Here is a 25,797-nt window from a genome sequence, read left to right on the forward strand (position 1 = left end):
GCTTTTGTCGGGGCCAAAAGTGCAAGATCGCGAGGCCGGGCGGGGGTGGGGTGAGGGCGAAAGGGCCGCGACCGGCCGTGCGGTCACGGACGGTCGATCACAGGCGGGTCGTCAGCGATGACCCTCGGGCCGCTGCCGCCACCTGTCCTCCAGCCGGTCGAGCATGGACATCCGCCGGCCGCGGGTCCGCCGGGTCGTGGTGCCGCCAACCACGTGCAGATCGGGCGACTGGGCGCGGCGATGGGACTGCAGCGCGTACGCCGCGGCGGCGAGCATCACCACGAAGCCCGCGACGGCCAGCGGCGTCACCTTGATCACGGCGCCGTAGACCACCACCGCGAGGCCGGCGAGCACCAGGAAGGCGGCGACGAGCAGCCGGCGCCGCCCGCGGAAACGTGGATCGCTGGCACGCACGGCCGAGGCGAATTTGGGGTCCTCGGCAAGCGACCGCTCGATCTGCTCGAACAGCCGCTGCTCGTGCTCCGAGAGCGGCACGGCACTCCTCCCCGGTCACACAGGTCGGCCTGGTCTCAACCGACAGACCGTGACAGCCAGCCGGCTGCTACCCGCCAGTCTACGAGGGGGCTCGCGGGTCGGAAAGCGGGACGAGGCATGGTCCGCGTTGATTTTCAGCGCGGACGCGGATCAACCGGGTCCAACAGGCTGGCCGGACGTACCACGGATCGCCCGAATCGGGCGGCCGCCGCGTCTGCGGCGGCCTCCGCCTCCCGCCAGCCGTGCTCGGGAGCGCCCAGGACCGGCTGCCGCGACGCGGTGGCGGCCGAGGCCAGCCCCTCGATCCGGATCCCGATCAGCCGGATCCGGTCACCGGGACCCAACGCGGTGAACAGGGCCCACGCGGTCTCGAACACCTCCCGGGCCACGTCGGTCGGCACGGGGTGGGTGCGGGACCGGTTGAGCGTGCGGAAGTCGGCGAGCCGTACCTTGATCGACACGGTGCGGCCGACCTGGCCGGCCCGGCGCAGCCGCACGCCGACCTTGTCGGCCAGGGCCAGCAGCGATCTGCGGATCTCGGCCGGATCGGCCACGTCGGTGTCGAAGGTGACCTCGGCGCCGATCGACTTTTCCACCTGCTCGGGGCTCACCCGGCGCGGGTCCCGGCCCCATGCCAGTTCGTGCAGATGGTGCGCGGCGGCCTCGCCGACGGCCGAGCGCAGCAGCCCCGGCCGGGCCTGCGCCAGGTCGCCCACCCGGGCCAATCCGGCCCGGCGCAGCGCCTCGGCGGCCCGTTCCCCCACCCCCCACAGCGCGTCGACGGGCAACGGGTGCAGGAACTCCAGCACCCGGTCGGCGGGCACCACGAGCAGACCGTCCGGCTTGGCCCAGGTGGAACCGAGCTTGGCCACGAACTTCGTCGGGGCCACCCCCACCGAGCAGGTCAGGCCCTCCCGCTCGACGACCCGGGCCCGGATGGCCGCGGCGATCGCCGCGGGCCGGCCCAGCAGCCGCCGGGCGCCCGCCACGTCGAGGAACGCCTCGTCCAGGGAGAGCGGCTCGACCAGCGGCGTGACGTCGCGGAAGATCTCCATGACCGCCCGGGAGGCCGCCGAGTAGGCGTCGAAGTCCGGCGGCAGGAACACCGCCCCGGGGCAGAGCGCCCGGGCCCGCAGCATCGGCATGGCGCTGCGTACGCCGTACGTCCGGGCCTCGTAGCTGGCGGAGCTCACCACGCCGCGCGGCCCGAGACCGCCCACCACCACGGGCCGGCCGCGCAGCTCCGGGCGCCGGCGGACCTCGACCGAGGCGAAGAAGGCGTCCATGTCCACGTGCAGGATCGGGCAGCCCGCGTCGTCGTCTGGGCCGAAGCGCGGGTCGGCGCCGCCGGCGCCCGGCCGGACGGACTGGCTGCGACCCATGAGCGCAGGCTAGCCCCCCGGTCCGACACCCCCGCCGGGCCGGGCCGCCGCGCGGCGGGCGACGGCCCCGGGCCGCGCGGCGACGCCGGTAGGGCGGCGGGCCGCGCGGCGACGGGCCGGGCCGCGGCGACGAGGCCGAGCCGCGGCGACGAGGCCGAGCCGCGCGGCGACAGGGCCACGCGGCGCGGCGACGGGCCGGGCCGCGGCTCGGCTTTCAGCCGCGGGCGGTGAGGAGGGGGATGGCCATCTCGGCCGCGGTGATCGAGCCGTGGTACGCCACCAGGCGGGCCTCGACCGGGTTGACGCTGCGGGTGGCCACCACCGCGTAGGTGTCCCGGCAGACCGCCACCACGTCGCCGATCCGGTCCAGGTGAGCGGCGGGGACCGGCCCGAACCAGCCGGTCGCCACCGCCTCGGCCCGGTCGAGCACCCACGCCGCGTCGCCGAGCAGCTCGGCCCAGGTGGCGCGCACGTCGGGCGCCGCGCCCGGCCGGGCGTACAGATAGCGCACCCGCGGCTCGCCGGCGATGGCCCGCAGGCCGGACCGGAGCCGGTCGTCGGCGTCCAGGTCGATCCGGTGCCCGGTCGGCACGTTGAGCTGCCCGTGGTCGGCCGTGACCAGCAGCGCCGCGTCGGCCGGCAGGCCGGCCACCAGCCGGGCCAGCGCCGCGTCCAGGTCGGCGGCCGCCGCCCGCCAGCTCGCCGAGTCGACGCCGTCCAGGTGTCCGGCGCGGTCCAGGTCCGGGTGGTAGCCGTACACCAGCGCCGGCCCGGGCCCGGCCCGCAGCGCCGCCAGCATCTCGCCGGCCAGCGCGGCCGGGTCGCCGACCCCGACGTACCGGCCGCCGTCGTTGGCCGCCCGGGTCAGCCCGGAGCCGGCGTACTCGGGCCGGCTCACCACGGTCACCGCTACCCCGGCCGCCGCCGCCCGCTGCCAGCAGGTCGACAACGGCTGCCAGGCGTCGGGATCCGGATCGTCCCACCAGTCGACGTGGGTGAGCACCCGGTCCGAGCCCGGTACGGCCACCCGGAACCCCAGCACGCCGTGCGCGCCGGGCGGGGCGCCGGTGCCCAGGCTCACCAGGCTGGTCGGGGTGGTGGAGGGGAAACCGCAGGTCAGCTCCCGCCCGTCCCGGGCCAGCTCGCCCAGGGTGGGCGCGTGCGGCGTCGCCAGCGGAAGCTGGTGCCAGCCGAGCCCGTCCACCAGCAGCACCGCGAGCCGGCGGACGCCGGCGAGCCGCCCGGCCAGGCCCAGCGGGTCGGCCACCCCGGGCACGCCGAGCGTGGCCAGCGCGCCGGGCAGCACGTCGGCCAGGCTCTCGGCGCCGTACCGGGGCGGGAGGACCGCCAGCGGTCCGGTCACGGGGTACGGCGGGCGAAGAGGTGCAGCTGCGCGGCGATGTCCCGGTACGGCGGGAGCGCGGCCACCGCCAGCTCCAGCTCGAGCACCGCCCGCTGGTCCCCGTCGGCCACCGCGGATGGCAGCAGATCGGTGAGCGCGCGCACCCCGTGTACCTCCTCCACCAGCAGACCGGCGGAGTGCAGCAGCGCGGTGGCGCCGTCCGGGTCGTACCGGCGGCGCAGGGTGTCCCGGGGGCCGGCGCGACCCTCCGGATCGGACAGGATCGCCGCGGCGGCGGCCAGCTGCCCGCCGGTGGCCCGGGCCAGCACGGCGGCCGCCCGGCCGGCCACCAGCACGCTGGCCGCGCCGCCCGGCCGCAGGGCCGTGGCCAGCGCCGCAGCCACCGGCGCGGGATCGTCCACCACCTCGAGTACGGCGTGGCAGAGCACCAGGTCGACGCTGGCCGGCTCGACCAGCCCGCCCAGCGCGTCACCGTCGCCCTGCACCGCACGTACCCGGTCGGCCACGCCGGCCTCGGCGGCCCGGCGGGTCAGCGCGGCCAGCGCGTCGGGGCTGGCGTCGACCACGGTCACCCGGTGCCCGGCCTCGGCCAGCGGCACGGCGAACCCGCCCGTGCCGCCGCCCACGTCGAGCACCGCGAGGGCGCGATCGCCCTGCCGGTCGAGTTCCCGGCGCAGCACCGCCCAGATCACGGCCGTCCGGGCGCCGGTGCCGGGTCGGGCCGCGGGCGGACCGGGCCGCGGGTGTGTTCGCTCCACCCGGCCGAGCCTAGGGCACACCGCCCGGTGCCGGGACGGCCCGGCCCGGCGGCCGCCGCCGCCGCTCGATCGGGCGGCGGGCCGCCCCGGCCCCGACTCCCGGGGCCACCCCTCAACCCCACGGCCGCCGCCGCTCCCGACCACGCGGCAGGCGCCTCCCGACCACGCAGCGGGCGGCTCCCGACCACGCAGCGGGCGGCCCCGACCACGCAGCGGGCGGTTCCCGACCACGCGGCGAGCGGTCCGGCTGTGGCCAGCCTCTCGTGGCGGTGGTTTGCCCTGGCCGGCCGTCGTGGGCCAGGCTCGACCGTGATGGCCCTCCTGCTCCCCGTCGCGTTCGGCATCGTGCTGCTCGCCGCGCTGGCCCAGGCGGTCAGCGGGTTCGGCTTCGCGCTGGTCGCCGTGCCGCTGCTCACGATGGCCACCGATCCGCGCACGGCGGTCGTGGTGACCTCGCTGACCGGCATCGGGCTCACCCTCACCGCGGCCACCCGGGAACGCGCGCACGCCCGCTGGTCCACCGCGCTCCCGCTCAGCGCCGCCGCCGTGCTCGGGATGCCGGCCGGGCTGCTGGTGCTGACGGTCGCCCCGGAGCGGCTGCTGACCCTGCTCATCGCGCTGGTCGTGCTGGGCTGCACGGTCCTGGTCTGGCTGCGGGTACGGTTCCGCACCGGCCCGGTCGTGATCGGCGCGGTGGGGATGGTCTCCGGCGTCCTGGCCACCTCGACCGGCGTCAACGGTCCGCCGCTGGTCGCGGCGTTCCAGGCCCTGGGGTACGACCCGCGGACCTTCCGGGCGACGCTGGCCGCCACCTTCGCCGCCAGCGGGGTGATCGGGCTGGCCGGCTTCGTCGTGGCCGGGCAGGTCGACGCGGCCACGCTTCGGCTGTCCGCGGCCGGGCTGCCGGCCGTGGCGCTCGGCTGGTGGCTGGGCAACCGGATCTTCGCTCGGGTGGACCCGGCCGCGTTCCGCCGGATCATCCTGGCCGGCCTGGTGGCCACCTCCGCCGCCACCCTGCTGCGCGCCGCGACCGGCTGACCCGCCGCGGCCGGCGGCGTGAAGCCGACGAGGGTCAGCGGAAGTCGCGGGACGGCGGGCTGACCGGCGCGGTGATCGGGTCGAGCCGGTCGGCGATCAGCGACGTGACCCCCTCGGCCCGCTGCAACCGGCCGCGCACCACGAGCGCCGCGCTGGTCCGGGCGACCCGGCGGTAGTGCTGCCACAGTCCCGGCGAGCAGGTGACATTGAGCATCCCGGTCTCGTCCTCCAGGTTGAGGAAGGTGACTCCGCCGGCCGTGGCCGGCCGTTGCCGGTGGGTCACGATGCCGCCCACCCGGACCCGCCGGCCGGGCTCGATCCGGCCCAGCCGGGCGATCGGCACCGCGCCGAGCTCGTCGAGCCGCCCCCGGACGAACTGGGCCGGGTGGCTCTCCGGGGAGAGCCCGGTGGCCCACACGTCGGCCCGCAGCCGGTCCACCTCGTCCATGCCGGGCAGCGCCGGCGCCCGGGTGCCGCCGGCCGTGCCGGGCAGCGCCGGCGTCCGGATGCCGTCGGCGCCGCCCGACAGCCGGCCCGCGCGGTCCCGGCCCGCTCCCTCCCGGGCGGCCGCGCCGGCCGCCCACAGCGCCTCCCGGCGGGTGAGCCCGAACCCGGCGAACGCGTCGGCGGTGGCCAGCGCCTCCAGCTGGGCCGCCGTCGCGCCCACCCGGCGGGCCAGGTCCGGCAGGTCACGGTACGGGCCGTGCGCCGTCCGCTCCGCGGCGATCCGTCCGGCCAGGTCCTCGCCGAGGGTACGCACGGCGGACAGCCCGAGCCGGACGGCCGGGCCGCCCAGCCCCCACCGGTGCGGCGGGTCGACCGGGACGCCGCCCCACCGGGTGTCCGGGGTGGACTCCAGCACCGCGCCCGCGGCGCTGGCGTTGATGTCCGGTCGGCGCACCTCCACCCCGTGCCGGCGGGCGTCGTCGACCAGGCTCTGCGGCGAGTAGAAGCCCATCGGCTGGGCGTTGAGCAGCGCGGCCAGGAAGGCGGCCGGGTGGTACCGCTTCAGCCAGGCGCTCGCGTAGACGAGGTAGGCGAAGCTCATCGCGTGGCTCTCCGGGAAGCCGTAGCTGGCGAACGCGGACAGCTTGACGTAGACGTCGTCGGCCACCTCGCCGGTGATGCCCCGCTCGGCCATCCCGGCGTACAGGCGGTCGCGGATCCGGGCCATCCGCTCGGTCGAGCGCTTCGCGCCCATGGCCCGGCGCAGCTGGTCGGCCTCGGCCGCGTCGAAGCCGGCCAGGTCGATGGCCAGCTGCATGAGCTGCTCCTGGAACAGCGGCACGCCGAGCGTCTTCTCCAGCGCGTTGCGCATCAGCGGGTGCGGGTACGCCACCGGCTCCTGACCGTTCTTGCGCCGGATGTACGGGTGCACCGAACCGCCCTGGATCGGGCCGGGGCGGATCAGCGCCACCTCCACCACCAGGTCGTAGAACTCCCGGGGCTTCAACCGGGGCAGCGTGGCCATCTGGGCCCGGCTCTCCACCTGGAACACCCCCACCGAGTCCGCCCGGCAGAGCATGTCGTAGACCTCGGGGTCGTCCAGGGTCATGTCGCCCAGGTCGAGGGTGTCACCGATCATGTCGTACGCGTAGTGCAGCGCGGAGAGCATGCCGAGGCCGAGCAGGTCGAATTTGACCAGCCCGGCGCTGGCGCAGTCGTCCTTGTCCCACTGCAGCACCGAGCGGCCGGGCATCCGGCCCCACTCCACCGGGCACACCTCGATCACCGGCCGGTCGCAGATGACCATCCCGCCGGAGTGGATGCCCAGGTGCCGGGGAAAACCGGCGCCGCCCGCCGTGCCGCCGGCCAGCTCGTTCGCGTACGCCACCACCTGCTCGGGGATCTCCTCGACATCGACGGTCGCCACCGAGCCCCAGCGGTCGATCTGCTTGCTCCAGGCGTCCTGCTGGCCGGGCGAGAAGCCGAACGCCTTGGCGATGTCCCGGACCGCGGACCGGGGCCGGTAGGAGATCACGTTCGCCACCTGGGCCGTGTGCTCCCGGCCGTACCGGGCATAGAGGTGCTGGATGACCTCCTCCCGGCGGTCGGACTCGATGTCGACGTCGATGTCCGGCGGCCCGTCCCGCTCCGGCGCGAGGAACCGTTCGAACAGCAGACCGTGCCGGACGGCGTCCACATTGGTGATCCGGAGCGCGTAGCAGACCGCCGAGTTGGCCGCCGAGCCCCGGCCCTGGCAGTAGATGTCGCTGCGCCGGCAGAACGTGACGATGTCGTAGACCACCAGGAAGTAGCCGGGGAAGCCCAGCTCCTCGATCATCCGCAGCTCGTGCTCGAGCTGCTCGTACGCCCTCGGGTGCGCCGCCGGCGGGCCGTACCGTTCCAGCGCGCCGTCCATGGTCAGCCGGCGCAGCCAGCTCATCTCGGTGTGCCCCGGCGGCACGTCGTACGCGGGCAGCTGCGGGGCGACGAGCTGGAGGTCGAAGGCGAGCTCGGCGCCGAACTCGGCGGCCCGGGCCACCGCGCCGGGATATGCGGCGAACCGCTCGGCCATCTCGGCGCCGCCGCGCAGGTGCGCGGTGGCCGCGGCCGGCAGCCAGCCGTCCATCTCGTCGAGGCTGCGCCGGGCCCGGACCGCCGCGAGCGCGCTGGCCAGCCGGCGCCGGGCCGGGTTGGCGTAGTGCGCGTTGGTGGTGGCCACCGTGGGCAGCCCGGCGGCCGCGGCCAGCGCGGCCAACGCGTCGTTGCGGTCGCCGTCGGCCGGGTCGCCGTGATCGGTCAGCTCCACCGCCACCGTCTCGGCGCCGAACAGCGCGGTGAGCCGGTCCAGCTCCCAGGCGGCGGCCTCGACGCCCTCGGTGAGCAGCGCGGCCGGCACGTGCCCCTTGCGGCAGCCGGTGAGCACCAGCACGTGGTCGCGCAGCTCGGCGGCCACCTCCTCCAGGTCGCCGTAGATCGGCCGGCCCTTCTCCCCGCCGCGCAGCTGGGCCCGGGCGATGGTCCGGGCCAGCCGGGCGTACCCGTCCGGGCCGTGGGCCAGCACCAGCAGGTGCTGGCCGAGCGGATCGGGTTCGCCGTTCTGCGGCCCGGGCAGCCCCAACGACAGCTCGGCGCCGAAGATGGTGGGCAGGCGCAGCGCCCGGGCCGCCTCGGCGAACCGGACCACGCCGTAGAACCCGTCGTGGTCGGTGACCGCGAGCGCCGTCAACCCGAGGGCCGCGGCCTCCTCGGCCAGCTCCTCGGGATGGCTGGCGCCGTCCAGGAAGCTGAAGTTGCTGTGCGCGTGCAGCTCCGCGTACGGCACCGCGTCATCCGGCGTGGCCAGCCCGCCGGGGGCGGCGTACGCGTCCCGCTTCCGGCTCCAGGCCGGCGAGTCGCCGCCGTCGCCGTCCACCGCCAGCGGGTCCACCACCCGCAGGTGGCGCCGGCCCCGGTTGCTCCCGAACCAGGCGCCCGTCGGCCCGTCGGGGCCGACCGCGCCGGATCCCGCCGTGTCGGCGCCGGCCGTGCCGGATCCCGCCGTGTCAGGGCCGGCCGCGCCGGATCCCGCCGTTTCAGGGCCGGCCGCGCCGGATCCCGCCGCGCCGGTGCCGCGGCCGGAAAGCAGTCGTTCCAGCTCCGACCAGGGCATGTCCGGGTTGTGGAAGCCCATCAGCCACGGTCCCTAGGGCGCGTGTCAAAGTCCTCGGTCGAGCCGAGGCGGAGTCCAGGCGGCGTCCGGCAAGGCGGAGGTTCGTCCGGATACCGGTGTTGTATCCGGACGGACCGACAACGCCGCCGGGCGTCGTCTGGGCCCGCCGCAGGCCGGCCAGGGGCTTTGACACGCGCCCTAGTCATAGATGGCCTCCACCAGCCACCGGCCGCCGGCCAGCGAGAGCAGCAGCGCGGTCCCGTCGGCCAGGCTGACCTGGAAGCGGGCCCGGCGGCTGGCCTCGGCCGGGGCCCACCACCGCTCGTCGACCGGCCACGGCCCGGCCCACCCGGTGATCGACACGGGCGCGGCCGTGCCCACGACGAGCCGGTCCGGCGCGGCGGTCAGCCGTAGCCGGGCACTCACCCCCACCGGCTCGCCCGTCCCGTCCAGCACGGCGGCGTCCAGCGGGGCGGGCAGCACCACGGCCGGCGCGGGTGGCGGCAGCCGGCCCGGCCACGGCTGCCCGGCGGGCCGGGCCGGCACCCGCTCGTCGCCCCAGGGCACCAGGTTGGCCCGGTCCGCCGGGGACCGGCCGCCGCCGAGTACGGCGGTGACCACCGCCTCGGGGCCGAGGATGCCCTGCACCCGGTGCAGCGCCCGGTGCGCCCGATCGCGCTCCTCACCCGCCTCGCCCCACAGTCCCGGCTGCTGGCCGAGGTGCGCCAGCACCCCGTCCGGGATCAGCCGCAGCCGGATGATCCCCGAGGTGGGGCGCGCGGCCGGGAGCGGGCCGCCGGCGCCGGGCCGCCGGTTGGTGCCGGACAGCCAGCCGTCGAGCTGCCAGCGGACCCGGTCGGCGATCGCCCCGGCGGTCAGTAGGCCGTCGTGCCGCCAGGTCCGGTGCAGTTCCTGGCCGTGCTCGGTGACCGCCTCGATGCCCAGCCGGGTGCAGGCCAGGCCGTACCGGGTGAGCATCTCGTGCAGCCGCTCGGCGAGCGACCGGGCGGCGAAGGCAGCCGCGTCGACCCGGTCCAACGGTTCGTCGTACGTCTCGGTCACCACCAGGTCCGGCGGTGGGCGGCGGACGGCGAGGGGGCGATGGTCCTGCCCCGCGGACAGCCGGTGCGCCAGCGCCGCGTCGAACCCGAACCGGGCCAGCACGTCCCCCGGCGGCAGCGCCGCGAAGTCGCCGAGGGTACGGATGCCGAGCCGGCGCAGCAGGTCGGTGAGGGCCGGCCGGTTGATCGCCTCGACGGGCAGGCCGGCCAGGAACCGCGCCGTCCCGCCGGGCGGGACGACCCGGCCGGACCGGGCGGCCAGCCCGGCCGCGAAGACCCCGTCGGCGATGCCGATCTGGCTCTCCACGGCGCAGGTCTGGGCCACGTGTTCGACGATCCGCTCGGCCGCCGGCTCCTCGCCGCCGAAATATCGGGCCGGGCCGCGGGCGGCCACCGCGCAGGCGCCGGGCCGGATCGCCTCCACCCCGGCCACCACCTCCTCGACGGCGGCGATCACCGGTTCGAACGCCCGGGTGTCCCGGCCGGGGTCGTAGTCGGCCGTCACCAGCGCCGCGCACCGGCTCTGCGCCTCGCGCTTGCGCAGCCCCCGACGGATCCCCTCGGCCCGGGCCGCCGGGGAGCAGGCGATCACGCGGTTGGCGTGCAGCACGGCCACCGGGCCGGCGGCCGGGGTCCCCTCGACGATCTCCAGGGCGATGACCGGCCAGTCGGGGCACCAGAGCAGCAGCGTCCGGACGGTCATGCCGGATCCCCGGGCGCCGCTTCATGGTCGGGCGGACCCGCCCCGTCCGGGGCATCGGCGTCGGCCGGCGCCGGCCGACACGCCCAGGACCAGACCGGCCAGCGACCGCCCGGCTCCGCGCAGGCGGCCATCGTGACCCAGTCGGCGGCCGTGGGAAAGCCCGGCCGGGACGCGTCCCGCTCGTCGGGTGCGGTCACGACGCCGCGCTCACCAGCGTGACCGGGGCCGGCCGCCGGGACCGAGCCGGCGGCGCGTCCGCCGGACCCGGCGTCGGGGGCGGCGTCGGAGTCACGGCCGGATCGGGCGGCGCGGTGCCCGGCCTGGCCGGCGGCGCGCCCGCCGGCCGCCGGATGGTGGCGGTCGACCCGTCGCCGGGCATCCAGACGGTGATCTCCTTGGGCCGGGCGGCGGCCCCCCGCCCGCGGGCCCGGATCGTCACCTCGCGCCGGCGCAGCCGGCCGCGTCCCTGGCCCAGGCCCTCCCAGGCGCCGCGCAGCACCTGGAGGGTGAGATCGGCGCCGTCCCACCGGCCGAACGGAACCAGCACGCTGCCGCGCTGCCGGGCCCGGGCGGCCAGCCGCCCGGTGACCGACGCGCTGACCGACGCCGGCACCGCGGCCACCACCACGTCCACCCCGTCGATCAGGGCGGCCACCACGGTGGCCCACTCCGGACCGGGGTCGGGCACCAGCGCGAGCCGGTCGAGCGCGATGCCGAGGTCGGCGGCCGCCACCACGCCGAGCGTGGGCAGCCCCACCACGGCACACCAGGAGCCGTTCCGGGATGCCTGGGCCAGCAGCGAGAGCAGCAGCGACATCCCGCCGCCGGCCGGCAGCGCGGACTCCACACCACCCCCGGCCGGCCGCCCGAGCGGGGCGCCGCCGGGGACCGGCCGGCCGGTCACGGCCACCGTGCTGCCCCGGCGCAGCCCGCGGCCCGGCAGCAGCCCGGTCAGCTCCGGCAGCACCGGCAACACCCGGTGCCCGCCCGGCGCCGGTTCGCTCGCCGGCCGGACCAACCCGGCCAGTGCGGCGGAACCGACCACCATCCGGCCCGCCATGGCTTCGCTCCCCCCGTTTTGTGTTCCCATCGCGCCCTGGTCGTCCGCCGCCCTGGTCGTCCGGCGTCCTGTCCCGGCGTCCTGTCCCGGCGTCCTGTCCCGGCGTCCTGTCCCGGCGCCGCGACGGCCGCGGCGCCGGCGCCGCGGTGTGGCCCGTGCCGCCGCGGGCGGCTCAGGCCACGGGCCGCCGGGCGGCTCAGGCCACGGCCAACCCGTCGAACGCGGGCTGGTGCGGAACGCCGAGCGCGTCCTCGACGACCGTCACGAACTGCTCCGCCGAACGCAGCAGGTCGTCCGCCTCCCGGGCGGTCACCACCCGAGGGATGCCGGCCTCGGCGGCGGCCCGCTTGCTCGCGCCGGCGGCGAAGTAGGAGGCCCACTCCCCCAGATCGGGGGCCACCACCACGAGCAACGCCCAGGCGCTGGTGACCCGCTGCCGGCGGACCGGCGCCGGCCGGGCACGGGCGGCGAGCACCGCGGCGGCGGCCCGCAGCGCGGCGAGGTGGGCAGCGGCGTACCGCAGGCCGTCGGGTCGGGTCTGGGCGGCCTCGACCAGCCCGCGCCGGGCGATCGCGAGCAACTGGGCCGGGGTGCGATGCGGCAGCATGTGCGCCGGCACGGTCGGCACCGGACTGGTCGGCATGGCCTGGTCTCCTCCGCGTCACCTGATCGTCGCCGCCGGCCGGTCGTCGGTCGGCACGGCGCGCCGCATGGTCGTGAAGCCAGCCGGCGCGCGAGGAAGACGCACCGGTCGATGCTCGCCGGCCGGATGTGGACGCTTCCCCACACCACACCCGGCCGGCCGAGCCGGCGGGCCCGTCGCCCGCCGCCCGGGGGTCGGAGGGCGGCGGACGACGGTCCTGCCTGGTGGGCCGGGCTCGCGACTGCCCGGACCCGTGCGGTCCGCGAAAACCGCACCGGAGAAGACCGTGCCGCGAACACCGCCTCCTCCGTTAGCACGAGCGTACGAGCTGATCGAACACTCGTTCTAACTACTGCTGACAGTACACCGTGCCTCCGACAAAAACGCAACGTCGGCGGAGCGGGTCTGGATGAATCGCTCTCACAGTCGGGTCACAGCTTCGGGCAAGATTCCGCCAACCCCGGCGCAGCACCATCGAGTCATGAGCGATTCGACGACGTACCGGTCGGCCCGATGAGCACCGCCACCCTGGCCCCGCCGCGCGCCGGCCGCCGGCTCCCGGTCACCCCGCGCTGGTGGGCGGACCTGGCCGGCAGCGCCGGGCTGCTGAGCCTGGTCATCGTGACCGCCCTGTGGGTGGCGAACCGAGGACTGCAGGAGCTGACCGGCGGCGCCGGGCCGGGCCTCACCTCGGCGGGCCGGCTCGCCGGACTGCTCGCGGCCGACCTGATGCTGATCCAGGTGGTGCTGATGGCCCGGGTTCCCTGGATCGAGCGCAGCTACGGCCAGGACCGGATCGCCCGCTGGCACCGGCTGGCCGGGTTCACCTCGTTCAACCTGCTGCTCGGGCACGTGCTGCTGATCACCGTGGGGTACGCGACCACCACCCGCACCGGGCTGCTCGCGCAGATCTGGCTGCTGGTCGCGTCGTACCCGGGGATGCTGCTGGCCACGGCGGCGCTGGCGCTGCTGGTCATGGTGGTGGTCACCTCGCTGCGCGCGGCCCGCCGCCGGTTGCGGTACGAGTCCTGGCACCTGCTGCACCTGTACGCGTACCTCGGCACCGCCCTGGCGCTGCCGCACCAGCTCTGGACCGGCGCCGACTTCGTCTCCTCGCCGGCCGCCCGCGCCTACTGGTGGGCCCTCTACATCGGCGCCGCCGGCAGCGTGCTGGTGTTCCGGCTCGGCGTGCCGGCCTGGCGCAGCGCCCGGCACCGGCTGGAGGTCACCGCCGTGGTCGGGGAGGGGCGCGGGGTGACGTCGGTGTACCTGCGCGGCCGGCGCCTGGACCGGCTGCCGGTGCGGGCCGGACAGTTCTTCTGCTGGCGCTTTCTGGACGGCCCCGGCTGGTCCCGGGCGCACCCGTACTCGCTGTCCGCGCCGCCGCACGGCGACCGGCTGCGGATCACGGTCAAGGACCTCGGCGACGGCAGCTCCCGGGTGGCCGGGCTGCGGCCCGGCACGAGGGTGCTGATCGAGGGGCCGTACGGGCGGCTCACCGGCGAGACCTGGCGAGGCGGGCCGGTGACCATGCTGGCCTGCGGGGTGGGGATCACCCCGCTGCTGGCGCTGCTGCACGAGCTGCCGTACGCCCCCGGCGAGGCGGTGCTGGTCTACCGGGCCCGGACCGCGGCCGACCTGGCGTTCCGGGAGGAGATCGAGCGGCTCGCGGCGTACCGCGGGGTGCGGGTGCACTACCTGCTCGGACCCCGCGCCCGCCGGCGGTCCTGGCTGCCCCGCGACGCCGCGCACGTCTCCGACGTCGACGCGCTGCGCTGGATCGCCCCGGACCTCGACCGGCACGACGTCTACGTCTGCGGCCCCGAGGAGTGGACCGCGGCGGCCCGCGACGCGGCGACCGCGGCCGGGGTGCCGGCGCCGCACGTACACCTCGAACGCTTCGCCTGGTAAGACCCGCCGGATCCGACGGACCCGGCGGCACGGTGACACCCGCCGGGCCCGGTGGACCCCGCACGGTAAGACCCGCCGGGTCCGACGGACCCGGCGGCACGACGAACGAGCAGGGAGACTCAGGATGCGACGGATCACCCTCTGGCTGGTCTCGACGGTGGCCGCGCTGGTGCTGCTGTTCAGCTACCGCACCAGCACCATGGGCGTGGGCGGCGGCAGCTCCGCGGTGGCCGCGGCCACCGGCGACACCGCCGGCTCCGCGTCGGGCGACGGATCCGGCGGTACGGGCGACCCGGGCAGCACCGGAAGCGGCACCGGCTCCGGGACCGGTTCCGACGACGGCACGAGCGGATCGTCCGGATCGTCCGGCACGTCTCCGGGCTCGTCCTCGGGCGGCGCCGCGAAGAACGGCAGCTTCGACGGCTCGGTGGCGCAGACCCGGTGGGGGCCGGTGCAGGTGAGCATCACCGTCTCCGGCGGAAAGATCACCGACGTCCGGGCCCTCCAGGTGCCCGACGGCAACTTCCGGGACCAGCAGATCAACGACTACGCCGTGCCGGCGCTGCGCCAGGAGGCGCTGGCCGCGCAGAGCGCGCGGATCCAGGCCATCTCGGGCGCCACGGTCACCAGCGACGGGTACGTCGAGTCGCTGCAGGCCGCCCTCGACGCCGCCCACCGGGGGTAGCCGCCGAAGCAGCCACAGATCTTGGAATTCCGGTGCCCGCGCGAGGCACCGGAATTCCAAGATCTACATCCGTCCGCCCGGCCCGGCGTCCGGGCGGACGGGTGGGACGGGAAAGATGGAGGGATGGAGTCGCATCCGAACGTGCTGGCCGTGCAGGACGCGTTGGCCACGGCGGGCGCCCGGGACGGCGCCGGCCACCCGACCAAGGTCCGTCTGCTGCCCGAGGCGGTGCACACCGCCCAGGCCGCGGCCGATGCGCTGGGCGTCACCGTCGGGCAGATCGCCAACTCGCTGATCTTCGACGCGGACGGGGCGCCGCTGCTGGTGCTCACCAGCGGCGCGCACCGGGTGGACACCGCGGGCCTGGCCGCGCGGATCGGCGTGACCAGCCTCAAGCGGGCCACCCCGGAGTTCGTCCGGGAACACACCGGCCAGCCGATCGGCGGGGTCGCCCCACTCGGCCATCCTGCCCCGGTGCGCACCCTGGTCGACGCCGACCTGGCGCGGTACGACGAGATCTGGGCGGCCGGCGGTGTGCCCCGGGCCGTCTTCCCCACCACGTACGCCGAGCTCGTCCGGATCACCTCGGGCACCCCGGCCGACGTGGCGTGAGCGAGCGCATCGTCCGCCCCGGCGCGGTTGGGCCGCATGGCGGCGCTGCGCGCAGCGAGCAGCCGTCATGACCGGACCGGGCGTACCGGAGCTGGTCACGCTGCACGTGTGGCGGACCCCGCCCGGCGCGCTGCCCCGGGCGCTGCTGCGGATGGCGCTGGACCCGCGCCGGTTGCGGGCCACCCCGGGCGTACGGTTCGGCAAGCTGCTCGGCACCGGGACCGGCACCGGCTTCGGCCCGTCCGACGCCGACCTCACCCGGTGGGCCGCGCTGGCCGTGTGGGACGACCCCGACCGGGCGGCCGGCTTCGACGACACCCCGGTGGGCCGGGCGTGGGCGGCGATCGCCACCGGCGCGGCCCGGCTCGACCTGCGACCGTTGACCAGCCGCGGCCGGTGGTCCGGGGTCGAGCCGTTCGGCGAACCGCCCGGCGGGCGTACCGATGGTCCGGTGCTGGCGTTGACCAGGGCCCGGCTGCGACCGGCCCGCGCCGCCGTCTTCTGGCGGGCCGTGCCGCCGGTGGCGGCGGCGCTGGCCGGCGCGCCCGGCCTGCTGGCCCGGTTCGGCGTCGGCGAGGCGCCGCTCGGCTGGCAGGGCACGGTCAGCGTGTGGCGCAGCTCGGCTGACCTGGTCAACTTCGCGTACCGTCGGCCGGAGCACCGGGCCGCGGTCGATCGTACGCCGGTGGCGCGCTGGTACGCCGAGGAGCTGTTCGCGCGGTTCGCCGTACGGGCGGTCCACGGTGACCGGGCGGTGCTCGGCTGGACGGCGGACGGAGGACAAGGGTGACCCACACCGGGCGGCCAGGGACAAGGAGCGGACGAGGATGAGGCTGGTGCCGTGGCGGCCGGACGATCTGTCCCGGCGGCTGGACGACGTGGTGGCGGTCTACGGCGAGGCGATGGGTTACCGCGCCGAGCTGTTGGAGGCCCGCCGCGGTTACATCGCCACCCACCTGCGGCGCCCCGGATTCCGCGCAGTGGCCACGCTCGGCACGGACGGCCGGCTGGCCGGCTTCGGGTACGGGTACCTCTCCGCGCCCGGCCAGTGGTGGCACGACCAGGTGTTCGGCGCGCTGACCGACGAGCAACGCAAGCTGTGGTTCCCGGACTGCTTCGAGGTGGTGGAGCTGCACGTCCGGCCGGCCGCCCAGGGGCACGGGTTGGGCGCCCGGCAGCTGTCGGGGCTGCTCGGGATGGCCGACGGCGCCACCACCCTGCTGTCCACGCCCGAGGCCGACGAGCGGACCTCCCGGGCCTGGCGGCTGTACCGCCGGTTCGGCTTCGTGGACGTGCTGCGCGACTTCTACTTCCCCGGCGACGACCGCGCCTTCGCGGTGCTCGGCCGGGAGCTCCCGCTGGACCGGCCAGCACGATGACCGGCGGCGCGGTCGACCCGGCGCGGCCGCAAACGCCTCGGCCGGCTGGTTGGTGGCGGGCCGGCAGCCGGCAGCCGGCGGTGGCCCGCCGGTCGGGGGCGGGCCGGCGGCCCGCGGCGGGCCGGCCCGGGCTGCCCTGGTTGCTGCTCGGCGTGCTGATCCTCACCCAGATCTGCTACCCGCTCACCGCCGGCCCGGCCCGGGCCCGGCTGACCGTGGCCACGGTGCTGCTCGGCTACCTGCTGTCCGTGTCGCACGCCCTGCTCAGCCGGGGTCCGCGGGTGGCCGCGGCGCTGGTGCTGGTGACCACCGGAGGCGGGTTCGCCGTCGAGGCGCTCGGCGTGGCCACCGGGGTCCCGTTCGGCCGGTACGACTATCCGGGCGCGCTCGGACCGGAGCTGGCCGGGGTTCCGCTGGTGATCCCACTGGCGTGGACCTGGATGGCCTGGCCCGCCTGGCTGGCCGCCGTCCGGCTGACCCGACCGGCCACGACCACCGCGACAACCACCACCGCCGCGACAACCACCGCCGCGACCGTCGCCGGCAACGCGGACGCCGCCGACCGCCACCGCCACCGCGACCGCGACCGCGACCGCGACCGCGACCGCGACCGCGACCGCGACGAGATCTTGGACCGAAACCGTTCGCAGCCGACGGTTTCGGTCCAAGATTCACGGCAGCGGCCGGCCCGGGCCGCCGCGCGGGTGCTGCTGGCCGGCCTGGGCCTGGCGGCCTGGGACGTCTTCCTCGATCCGCAGATGGTCGCCGAGGGCTACTGGACCTGGTACGACCGCACGCCAGCGCTGCCTGGCGTGCCGGACATCCCGGTCAGCAACTACCTCGGCTGGCTGCTCTTCGCCGTCGCGCTGATGGCCCTGCTCCGCCCCGCCGCCGGCCCGGCGGCGGGCAGCGACCCGGCGGGCAACCACCCGGCCGGCGGCGGTCCGGCGGCCCGGATCGGCCTCGCGGGCGCCGGCGACGCGCCGATGTACGCGCTGTACCTGTGGACCTACTGCTCCAGCGTGCTGGCGCACGCGGTGTTCCTGCGACTGCCCGCCTCGGCGCTGTGGGGAGCGCTGGCCATGGGCGCCGTCGCGGTCCCGCTGGCCGTGCGGCTGCGCCGGGCCCGTCCCGCCGGGGACGCGGCCGCCCGGAACGCGGCCGCCCGGAACGCCGCCGCCGGGAACGCCGCCGCCGGGAACATGGCCGCCCCGAACGCCGCCCCCCGGAACGCGGCCGCCGGGAACGCCGCCGCCGGGGACACGGCCGGGGCCGGACGCGGCGAGGGGCCGGGGTGAGCGGGGGGTTGGCGGTCGCGGTGGCGCTCACGGCCGTGGTGGCCGGGCTCACCGCGCACGCGGCCGTGAACGCGGGCCGCTGGCTGCGCCGCCCGCCGGCCCGGCCGGGCGCGGTGGCCGGGCGGGTCGCCGTGCTGCTGCCGCTGCGCGACGAGGCCGACCGGGTGACGCCGTGCCTGCGCGCCCTGCTGGCCCAGCGGGATGTGCCCGGGCTGGAGATCATCGTGCTCGACGACGGCTCCACCGACGGCACCGCGGACGTCGTTCGCCGGGTGGCCGCCGGCGACCGGCGGCTGCGGCTGGTCACCGGCACGCCACCGCCGGCCGGGTGGCTCGGAAAGCCGTACGCCTGTCATCAGCTGGCCCGGCACGCGGACCCGGCGGCCGGGGTGCTGGTCTTCGTGGACGCGGACGTGGTACTCGCCCCGCACGCGGTGGCCGCCGCGGTGGCCGAGCTGCGCGGCGCGCGGGTGACGCTGCTGTCGCCGTACCCGCGGATCGTGGCGGGCACGGCGGGCGAGCGGCTGGCGCAGCCCTTGCTGCAGTGGTTGTGGCTGACGTTCCTGCCGCTGCGGGCCATGGAACGGTCCCGGCGGCCGTCGCTGGCCGCGGCCGGCGGGCAGTTCCTGGTGCTGGATCGTGCCGGCTATGCCGCGGCCGGCGGGCATGCGGCGGTGCGGGACCGGATCCTGGAGGACGTCGAGCTGGCCCGCGCGGTGAAGCGGTCCGGTGGCCGGATCGCGCTGGCCGACGGGTCCGGACTGGCGTCCTGCCGGATGTACGGCTCGTGGGCGCAGCTGCGGGACGGCTACACCAAGTCGCTGTGGGCGAGCTTCGGCTCGCCGGTGGCCGCCGCGGCGGTGGTGGCGGCGCTGCTGGCGCTGTACACCGTGCCGCCGCTGCTGGCGGTGGCCGCCGCGCTGGCCGGCGCCGGCCGGGTGGCGCTGGTGGCGCTGGCCGGCTACCTGCTCGGGGTGGCCGGCCGGGTGCTGAGCGCCCGGGCCACCGGCGGGCGGTCCTGGCCGGACGCGCTGGCACATCCCGTCTCGGTGGCGCTACTCGGTTGGCTCACGTTCCGGTCGTACCATCTGCGCAGGACCCGCCGGTTGTCCTGGCGCGGCCGACCGGTGCTGTAGGAGCCATAAGGAAGGGCCCCTTCTTATCGTTTTCCGTATAGGAAGGGCCCCCTTTTAACGCACGTGCGGGGGGCGGGAAGCTTGAGCCGGGTGGTGGTGATCGGCGCCGGGGTCGGCGGGCTGGCGACGGCCGCCCGGCTGGCCGCGGCCGGGCACGAGGTGACCGTCTACGAGCGCTCCGACGTGGTCGGCGGCAAGCTCGGCCGGTACGCGCGATCGACGCCGGTCGGCGAGTTCGCCTTCGACACCGGTCCGAGCCTGCTCACCCTGCCGCAGGTGTTCGCCGAGCTGTTCGAGGCCACCGGCGCCAAGCTGGACGAATACCTCGACCTCGTGCCGCTCGACCCGATCGTCCGGCACCGCTTCGCCGACGGCAGCACCCTGGATTCCTGCGCCGACCCGGCGGTGTTCGCCGAGCGGATCGGGACGGCCTTCGGGCCGGCGGCCGCCGACGACTGGCAGCGGCTGTGGCGGCGCGCCGGCCGGGTCTGGGACGCCTCCTGGCGGGACATCCTGCATCGTCGGATCGACTCGCCGCTGTCGCTGGCCCCGCTGGCCTGGCGGCTGGGCGACCTCGCCGCGATCGCCCCCGGCCGGACCCTGCGCGGGCTGGGCCGGCGCTACCTCCGCGACCCGCGGCTGCGTACCCTGCTCGACCGGTACGCCACGTACACCGGCGCCGACCCGCGGCGCGCCCCGGCCGCGCTGGTCGCCATCCCGTACGCCGAGCTAACGTTCGGCGGCTGGTACCTGCGGGGTGGGCTGGGCACCCTCGCCGACGCGCTGCTGTCCCGGTGCCTGGACCTGGGCGTGGTCGTCCAGACCGGCGCCGCGGTGACCGCCATCGACGCCGCGGGCGGCCGGGTTCAGGGGGTACGCCTCGCCGGCGCGGCCGCGCCGGTCCGCGCCGACGTGGTGGTGGCCAACGTGGACGCGCTCACCGTCTACCGCGACCTGCTGCCCAGCCCGGCCCGGCTGGCCCGGCTCGCCGACCGCAGCCTGGGCGGCTTCGTGCTGCTGCTCGGGGTGCGCGGCCCGTCCGGACTGGCGCATCACAACGTGTTCTTCCCGCAGGATTACGACGCCGAATTCGACGCGGTGTTCGGAGCGCCGGGGCGCGGGCGGCCGGCCCGGCCGGCGGCGGACCCGACCGTGTTCGTCACGGTGGCCGACGACCCGCTGGTCCGGCCGGCCGGGCACGAGTCCTGGTTCGTGCTGGTCAACGCGGCCCGGCAGGGCACCTCGACCGGAGCCGTGGACTGGCGCCGGCCGGGGGTGGCGCAGGCGTACGCGGACCGGATCCTGGCGGTGCTCGCCGAGCGCGGGGTGGACGTACGGGACCGGCTGGTCTTTTCCGAGGTCCGCACCCCGGCCGACCTCGCCGGGGCGACCGGCGCGCCGGGCGGCACGATCTACGGTACGGCCGGCGGGCTGCTCCGGCCGCCCAACCGCGGGCCGGCACAGGGGTTGTTCCTGGTCGGCGGCTCGACCCACCCGGGCGGTGGCCTCCCCATGGTCACCCTGTCGGCCCAGATCGTCGCCAACACCATCGGCCCCGCCTGACCCCCCTCCCGCCCTCCCGCGCTCCCGCGCTCCCGCGCTCCCGCGCTCCCGCGTCGATCTTGCACTTTGGGCCTCCCCTTCGCGGTACATGCGCCTTTTGTCGGGGCCAAAAGTGCAAGATCGCGGAGGGGGCGGGGGCCCGGGGTGGGACGGGGTGCGGGAGGGGGCGGTGCTAGAGGAGGGCGCGGCGGACGGCGGCGAGGAGTTGGCTGAGGCCGAACCCGGCCAGCAGGGCCCAGATCGTCGTGGCCACGGTCATCGTGCCGGCCGCCAGGTCGGGCTCGATCAGCCCCGCGGCGCCCGCCGCCAGCAGCCCGACCGCGGCCACCGCCACCCGGCTGGGCCGCTCCCCCACGGTTACCGTGCCGATCTCCCGCATCCCGGCCGAGACCGCCCGGGCCCGGACGTACTCGTGCAGCCAGGAGAGCGCGCCGGCCAGCGCCACCAGCGGACCGGGGGCGCCGACCAGCCAGAACGCCGCCAGCCAGCAGGCCTCACCGAACCGGTCGGCCACCGAGTCGTAGACGTACCCGAGCCGGCTGGCGCGGCCGGTCACCACCGCGACCGCGCCGTCGGCGCTGTCGGCGACCCCGGCGAGCAGCACGAGCACGGCCGCCACCAGCGCACCCGCGGCCGAGCCGGCGGCCGTGACGGGCACCGCCAGGCAGATCACCATCCCGGCCACCGTGACGGCCCCGGGCGACACGCGGAGCCTGCCGAGGACGTACCCCAGCAGGTAGGCCGAGCGGATCCAGCCGCGCACCACCGGCGTCGCGGCCCGCGGGTCGAAGCCGCCGTGCAGCCTCGACCAGGCCGCCGCGTACTCGTCCCAGCTCATCGGTGTGCCCACCACGCCCTAACGGTGCACGGTGGCGAACAGTGGCGGGCAACCGGGGTCAGCCGCGCAGCTGGCGCCAGACCTCGCGGGTGGCCGTGGAACGGTTGAGGGTGATGAAGTGGATGCCGGGAACGCCCTCGTCAAGCAGCCGCCGGCACATCTCGTCGGCCACCTCGATGCCCAGCTGGCGCACCGCGGCGGGGTCGTCGGAGATCCGTTCGAACCGCTCGGCGAGGTGGCGCGGGAACGGCGCCCCGGACAGCTGCTCCGACCGCTCGATCGTGCCCAGCTGGGTCACCGGCATCACCCCGGCCAGGATCGGGGTGTCACAGCCGCCCGTGGCGACCCGGTCGCGCAGCCGCAGGTAGTCGTCGGCGTCGAAGAACATCTGGGTGATCGCGAAGTCCGCGCCGGCCCGGCACTTGCGGATGAAGTTGCGGGTGTCGGTCTCCACGTCGGCCGAGCGGGGATGCTTGTACGGGAAGGCGGCCACGCCGACGCTGAAGTCGCCCGCCTCGCGCACCAGCCGGACCAGGTCCTCGGCGTACAGAACGCCCTCGGGATGTTGCACCCACTCGCCGTTCGGGTTGCCCGGCGGGTCGCCACGGACGGCCAGGATGTTGCGGACCCCGACGGCGGCCAGCCGGCCGATCACGTTGCGCAGCTCGGCGGTCGAGTGGTTGACGGCCGTGAGGTGGGCCATCGGCAGCAGGGTGGTCTCGGTGGCGATCCGCTCGGTGACCGCCACGGTGGTGTCCCGGCTCGAACCGCCGGCGCCGTAGGTCACCGAGACGAAGGACGGGAGCAGCGGCTCGAGCTCGCGGATCGTCTGCCAGAGCGTGCGCTCGCCGTCCGCCGTTTTGGGCGGGAAGAACTCGAACGAGAAGGTCGTCCCACCACTGATCAGCTCGCCGATCGACGGCTGCGACCGGGGGAGGACCGAAGGGAGACCAAGCGCCACGAGCCGACACTACCGCCCGGAGGCCGCCACGCCACCCGCGTCCCACCCTGTGTCGCGGCCCGCTGACGCCGCTCGACCGGTATCCGAGGCCCGCTCGCGGGGGATTCGGAGCGGGCTGGACGGGGCCTCGAGGACGGGCCGACCGGCGCCCCGCCGGCGGCCCGACCGGCGCCTGGCTGGCGGTCCGACCGGCGCCCTGCTGGCGGCCCGACCAGCGCCTCGCTGGCGGCCCAGCGCCCCGCCGGCGGGCCGGCCGGACCTCCCAGGCCGGCTCGGCCAGCCAACGGCTCGCCGGACCGGTCAGCCGCCGGCCAGCTCCGGCCGGTGCTCGCGGATCCACGCTTCGACGTCGGACCGCCGCCACACCTTGCCCATGGCCAGCACCGCGATGGGCTCCGGAAAGTTCCGGTGCGAGGTGATCACGTGGACGCGCTGCTTGGAGATGCCGCCCAGCATCTCCCGGATCTCGTGCGCGCCCACAAGCTCCATGTCAGAAAACGCTAGAGCGTTGACCTGACACCTTGGCCTAGGTCAAGGCTTTGTGGACAGTAACAGGAACAGGTACGCCGAGGGGCTGGCCCCGCCAACGGCGCGGCGGCGAAATGTCGTACCGGGCCGGTAGAAAGAGGGTCCGACGGCGCCGCCACCCCACGCGGTGCCGCCGGACCGGGGTCGGCATCGATCAGCCCAGCCAAGGACCGCCGATGACCGTGCCAGACATGTCCGAACCGACCAACGTCCACCTCGGGCGGCACCCGACGATGACGGAACCCACCGCCGGTCCACCGACCCTGGGTCCGCTGCTGGTCGCCCGGCGCACCGCCCTGGGCTGGAGCCAGCTCGGGCTCGCCGAGCGGCTCTGCGCGGCCGCGGGGCTGCCGACCATCACCCGGCACGAGGTCTCCCGATGGGAACGGGAGCGGCGCGTCCCGGGCGACTTCTGGCTCGGCTGGCTCGCCGCCGTGCTGGACATCCCCGCCGGGGAGCTGGCCGCCGCGGCGGCCGCCAGCCGGGCGACCGGGCACGGCCCGGGGCTCGATCGGGAGCTGGCCGACCTGCGCCGCGCGGTACGCCGGTTCCGCCAGGCCGCGCTCCGGTGGCTCGCCGACCCGCGGGTCGCCCCCGCTCCGACTTCCGCCGCCCCACCCGCGGGGCCGACCGCCGTCGGACCGCCGCGGGCCGGAGCGGCGTACGACTCGGCGGCCGACGCCGGAGTGGCACGGCCCCCATCGGCCGACGCCGGGCTGGCAGCGCTGCGCAGGCTCGATGACCTGGTCGGCGGCGTGGACCTGTTCCGGCTGGGTCAGGAGCGTCTCGGCCCGCTGATCGGGCCGCCGTCGCGGCGCGGCCCGGAGCCCGAGCGGCCGGCCGGTTCCGGCGTCACCCGGCCCGTCGAGCCGACGGAGGCGGCCGCCGCGCCCGGGCCCGAGCTGCGGATCGCGGCCGAGGCGGTCCAGCTCACCGGATGGCTGGCCGCCGACGCCGGGGACCCGGTCGCCGCGCTCGAGGCGTACCGGCGGGCGCTGGGGATGGCGACCGCCGCTCGCGACCGGGCGCTCGCGGCGTACGTCATCAGCTGCGCGAGCCACCTGCTGGCCGGCCTCGGCGACGCGGAGTCGGCGCTGGGGCTGGCCCGGATCGGCCGGGCCGGCCTCGACCCGGCCGCGCCGGCCGGCCTGCGGGCCCTGCTGCTGCACCGCCTCGCGTTCGCGGCCGCGCTGGGCAACCGGCGCGAGCTGGCCGGGGCGGCGCTCGCGGCGGCCGTTCGGGCGGGCGCCGAGCGCGCTCCGGACCGCGAACCGGGCTGGCTCTACTGGCTCGACACCGCGGAGCTGGCCGCCATGACCGGCCGTTGCCTGGCCGCGGCGGGCCGGCCCCGACGGGCCGAGCCGCTGCTCGCGGCGGCGGTTCGGCACAGCACCGGCCCGCGCGGCAGGGCCGTCTACGGCGTCTGGTGGGCCCGGGCCTGGCTGCAACTGGGCGACCTCGAGCGGGCCTGTGCGGCCGCCGACGCCGCGCTGCTGGCCACGATCCGGGCCGGCTCGGCCCGCGCCGTGACCGAGCTGGCCCAGCTGCGGGCGCGGCTGGCGGTCCACCGCGCCGAGCCGCGGGTGCGCCGGCATCTCGACGCCACCCGGACGGTCGGCGCGTGGCTACCCCGGCCGGCACGACCGGCCGCTGCCGGGCCACGACCGCGCGGCGGAAGGGGAACCGATAGCGTCATGGGGTGACATCCGCAGCCTCCGTCCCGCCGGTCGACCGCGCCGGCCTTCGCCAACGGATCGACAAGGCGCTGGCCGCGTTCCTGTCCGACCGGCGCCGGTGGATGGCCGCGGTCGACGACGTGCTGCTGCCGGTGGCCGAGGCGCTCGAGGCGTTCGTGCTGGGCGGCGGCAAGCGGCTGCGGCCGGCCTTCGCCTACTGGGGTTACCGCGGCGCCGGGGGCATCGACTCCGACCAGGTGGTGACCAGCCTCGCGGCGCTGGAGTTCGTCCAGGCCAGCGCGCTGATCCACGACGACCTGATCGACAGTTCGGACACGCGGCGGGGCGAACCGGCCGTGCACCGGCGGTTTGCCGAGCGGCACCGCGCGGCCGCCTGGGCCGGTGACCCGGACGCCTTCGGGGAGGCCGCGGCGATCCTGCTGGGCGACCTGAGCCTGGTCTGGTCGGACGAGCTGCTGCACTCCGGGGGCCTGGACCCGGCCACCGTGGCCCGGGCCCGGCCGGTCTTCGACGAGATGCGCACCGAGGTCACCGTCGGGCAGTACCTCGACATCGTCGCCCAGGTCAGCGGCGACGACTCGGTCGAGCGGGCCAGCAAGGTCGCCCGGTACAAGTCGGCGAAATACACGGTGGAGCGGCCGCTGCTGCTGGGCGCCGCGCTGGCGGGCGCGGCCGAACCGGTCCGGCGGGCCTACTCGGCGTACGGGCTACCGCTGGGTGAGGCGTTCCAACTCCGGGACGACATCCTGGGCGTGTACGGCGACCCCGGCCAGACCGGCAAGCCCGCCGGCGACGACCTGCGGGAGGGCAAGCGCACCTGGCTGGTGGCGACGGCCCTGCGGGCGGCGGATCCGGCCGGCCGCGCGCTGCTGGCGGGCCGGCTGGGTGATCCGAACCTCGACCCGGAGCTCGTGGACCGGCTCCGGGGGGTGATCCGGGACAGCGGTGCGCTGGCCCGCACCGAGGAGCGGATCGCGGACCTGACCGAGACGGCGGTGGCCGCCCTGGCCGGGGCGGAGCTGGACGCGGAGGCCGAGCAGGTCCTGATCGACCTGGCCTACGTGGCCACCCGCCGGACCGACTGAGCCGTC

At 76.6% G+C, this 25,797-nt stretch carries 21 protein-coding genes and 3 pseudogenes; 12 read left to right on the plus strand and 12 right to left on the minus strand.

Features of this window, described 5'->3' with window-relative positions:
- Window positions 1-111: 111 nt before the first annotated feature.
- The 4 genes and pseudogenes from ACFFHU_RS19020 to ACFFHU_RS19035 form a co-directional block, all read right to left on the minus strand.
- Window positions 112-495, minus strand: a complete 384-nt coding sequence (locus ACFFHU_RS19020; RefSeq protein ID WP_377340732.1) for an SCO2097 family morphological protein — start codon at window positions 493-495, stop codon at window positions 112-114.
- A gap of 79 nt (window positions 496-574) precedes the next feature.
- Window positions 575-1,877, minus strand: a pseudogene (locus ACFFHU_RS19025) (DNA polymerase IV).
- 214 nt (window positions 1,878-2,091) lie between these two features.
- Window positions 2,092-3,240 carry an alkaline phosphatase family protein gene (locus ACFFHU_RS19030; RefSeq protein WP_377340733.1) on the minus strand — a complete coding sequence of 383 codons (1,149 nt, stop codon included), beginning with the start codon at window positions 3,238-3,240 and terminating at the stop codon, window positions 2,092-2,094.
- The gene (locus tag ACFFHU_RS19035; RefSeq protein ID WP_377340736.1) at window positions 3,237-3,998 is read right to left on the minus strand and encodes a methyltransferase domain-containing protein; all 762 of its coding nucleotides are present in this window, start codon (window positions 3,996-3,998) and stop codon (window positions 3,237-3,239) included. The genes ACFFHU_RS19030 and ACFFHU_RS19035 overlap by 4 nt, the downstream gene beginning before the upstream one ends.
- Window positions 3,999-4,310: 312 nt before the next feature.
- On the opposite strand from ACFFHU_RS19035, the gene ACFFHU_RS19040 reads away from it, so the two are divergent.
- Window positions 4,311-5,036: a sulfite exporter TauE/SafE family protein gene (locus tag ACFFHU_RS19040; protein ID WP_377340739.1), complete on the plus strand. Its 726-nt coding sequence runs from the start codon at window positions 4,311-4,313 to the stop codon at window positions 5,034-5,036.
- Window positions 5,037-5,070: 34 nt separating this feature from the next.
- Here the strand turns inward: ACFFHU_RS19040 and ACFFHU_RS19045 are convergent, their stop codons facing one another.
- From ACFFHU_RS19045 to ACFFHU_RS19065, 5 genes are all read right to left on the minus strand, one after another.
- Window positions 5,071-8,652 (minus strand): error-prone DNA polymerase, encoded by a 3,582-nt coding sequence (locus ACFFHU_RS19045; RefSeq protein ID WP_377340741.1) that lies wholly within the window; start codon window positions 8,650-8,652, stop codon window positions 5,071-5,073.
- A gap of 177 nt (window positions 8,653-8,829) precedes the next feature.
- On the minus strand, window positions 8,830-10,395 hold the full coding sequence (locus ACFFHU_RS19050; protein WP_377340744.1) for a DNA polymerase Y family protein: 1,566 nt from the start codon (window positions 10,393-10,395) through the stop codon (window positions 8,830-8,832).
- Window positions 10,392-10,592, minus strand: a complete 201-nt coding sequence (locus ACFFHU_RS19055; protein ID WP_377340746.1) for a hypothetical protein — start codon at window positions 10,590-10,592, stop codon at window positions 10,392-10,394. Before ACFFHU_RS19055 ends, ACFFHU_RS19050 begins: the two co-directional genes overlap by 4 nt.
- The gene (gene imuA' / locus ACFFHU_RS19060; protein WP_377340748.1) at window positions 10,589-11,455 is read right to left on the minus strand and encodes a DnaE2-dependent mutagenesis accessory factor ImuA'; all 867 of its coding nucleotides are present in this window, start codon (window positions 11,453-11,455) and stop codon (window positions 10,589-10,591) included. The genes ACFFHU_RS19055 and imuA' overlap by 4 nt, the downstream gene beginning before the upstream one ends.
- Before the next feature lie 196 nt (window positions 11,456-11,651).
- Window positions 11,652-12,098, minus strand: a complete 447-nt coding sequence (locus ACFFHU_RS19065; RefSeq protein ID WP_377340750.1) for an SAV_6107 family HEPN domain-containing protein — start codon at window positions 12,096-12,098, stop codon at window positions 11,652-11,654.
- A 513-nt stretch (window positions 12,099-12,611) separates the two neighbouring features.
- On the opposite strand from ACFFHU_RS19065, the gene ACFFHU_RS19070 reads away from it, so the two are divergent.
- From ACFFHU_RS19070 to ACFFHU_RS19110, 9 genes and pseudogenes are all read left to right on the plus strand, one after another.
- Window positions 12,612-14,009, plus strand: a complete 1,398-nt coding sequence (locus ACFFHU_RS19070) for a ferredoxin reductase family protein (RefSeq protein WP_377340751.1) — start codon at window positions 12,612-12,614, stop codon at window positions 14,007-14,009.
- 124 nt (window positions 14,010-14,133) lie between these two features.
- Window positions 14,134-14,694 carry an FMN-binding protein gene (locus ACFFHU_RS19075; RefSeq protein ID WP_377340754.1) on the plus strand — a complete coding sequence of 187 codons (561 nt, stop codon included), beginning with the start codon at window positions 14,134-14,136 and terminating at the stop codon, window positions 14,692-14,694.
- 123 nt (window positions 14,695-14,817) lie between these two features.
- A complete protein-coding gene (locus tag ACFFHU_RS19080) occupies window positions 14,818-15,306 on the plus strand; it encodes a YbaK/EbsC family protein (RefSeq protein ID WP_377340755.1) in 489 nt (162 codons plus the stop codon).
- A gap of 67 nt (window positions 15,307-15,373) precedes the next feature.
- Window positions 15,374-16,096, plus strand: coding sequence for a monooxygenase (locus ACFFHU_RS19085; protein WP_377340756.1), 723 nt, complete (start codon window positions 15,374-15,376; stop codon window positions 16,094-16,096).
- A gap of 37 nt (window positions 16,097-16,133) precedes the next feature.
- Complete coding sequence (locus ACFFHU_RS19090) at window positions 16,134-16,685, plus strand: GNAT family N-acetyltransferase (RefSeq protein ID WP_377340758.1); 552 nt, start codon at window positions 16,134-16,136, stop codon at window positions 16,683-16,685.
- 80 nt (window positions 16,686-16,765) lie between these two features.
- Window positions 16,766-17,188 (plus strand): annotated as a pseudogene (locus ACFFHU_RS19095) (carotenoid biosynthesis protein); the annotation flags it as partial.
- 126 nt (window positions 17,189-17,314) lie between these two features.
- Window positions 17,315-17,617: pseudogene (locus ACFFHU_RS31760) on the plus strand (carotenoid biosynthesis protein); the annotation flags it as partial.
- Between the two features lie 374 nt (window positions 17,618-17,991).
- Complete coding sequence (locus ACFFHU_RS19105; protein WP_377341220.1) at window positions 17,992-19,119, plus strand: glycosyltransferase family 2 protein; 1,128 nt, start codon at window positions 17,992-17,994, stop codon at window positions 19,117-19,119.
- 81 nt (window positions 19,120-19,200) lie between these two features.
- Window positions 19,201-20,682 (plus strand): phytoene desaturase family protein, encoded by a 1,482-nt coding sequence (locus ACFFHU_RS19110; protein ID WP_377340761.1) that lies wholly within the window; start codon window positions 19,201-19,203, stop codon window positions 20,680-20,682.
- Window positions 20,683-20,854: 172 nt separating this feature from the next.
- Here the strand turns inward: ACFFHU_RS19110 and ACFFHU_RS19115 are convergent, their stop codons facing one another.
- The 3 genes from ACFFHU_RS19115 to ACFFHU_RS19125 all read right to left on the minus strand — a co-directional run bounded on the left by ACFFHU_RS19115 (window position 20,855) and on the right by ACFFHU_RS19125 (window position 22,970).
- Window positions 20,855-21,535, minus strand: coding sequence for a CDP-alcohol phosphatidyltransferase family protein (locus ACFFHU_RS19115; protein ID WP_377340764.1), 681 nt, complete (start codon window positions 21,533-21,535; stop codon window positions 20,855-20,857).
- Between the two features lie 43 nt (window positions 21,536-21,578).
- The gene (metF, locus tag ACFFHU_RS19120) at window positions 21,579-22,481 is read right to left on the minus strand and encodes a methylenetetrahydrofolate reductase [NAD(P)H] (protein WP_377340765.1); all 903 of its coding nucleotides are present in this window, start codon (window positions 22,479-22,481) and stop codon (window positions 21,579-21,581) included.
- A 300-nt stretch (window positions 22,482-22,781) separates the two neighbouring features.
- Window positions 22,782-22,970 carry a helix-turn-helix transcriptional regulator gene (locus ACFFHU_RS19125; RefSeq protein WP_377340767.1) on the minus strand — a complete coding sequence of 63 codons (189 nt, stop codon included), beginning with the start codon at window positions 22,968-22,970 and terminating at the stop codon, window positions 22,782-22,784.
- Window positions 22,971-23,185: 215 nt separating this feature from the next.
- Between ACFFHU_RS19125 and ACFFHU_RS19130 the strand changes: the two genes are divergently transcribed.
- Window positions 23,186-24,712 carry an NsdA family TPR-like regulatory protein gene (locus ACFFHU_RS19130; protein ID WP_377340769.1) on the plus strand — a complete coding sequence of 509 codons (1,527 nt, stop codon included), beginning with the start codon at window positions 23,186-23,188 and terminating at the stop codon, window positions 24,710-24,712.
- On the plus strand, window positions 24,709-25,791 hold the full coding sequence (locus ACFFHU_RS19135) for a polyprenyl synthetase family protein (RefSeq protein ID WP_377340772.1): 1,083 nt from the start codon (window positions 24,709-24,711) through the stop codon (window positions 25,789-25,791). Before ACFFHU_RS19130 ends, ACFFHU_RS19135 begins: the two co-directional genes overlap by 4 nt.
- Window positions 25,792-25,797: the final 6 nt, after the last annotated feature.

The sequence above is a fragment of the Plantactinospora siamensis genome, from assembly GCF_042434095.1.
GTDB lineage: Bacteria > Actinomycetota > Actinomycetes > Mycobacteriales > Micromonosporaceae > KBS50.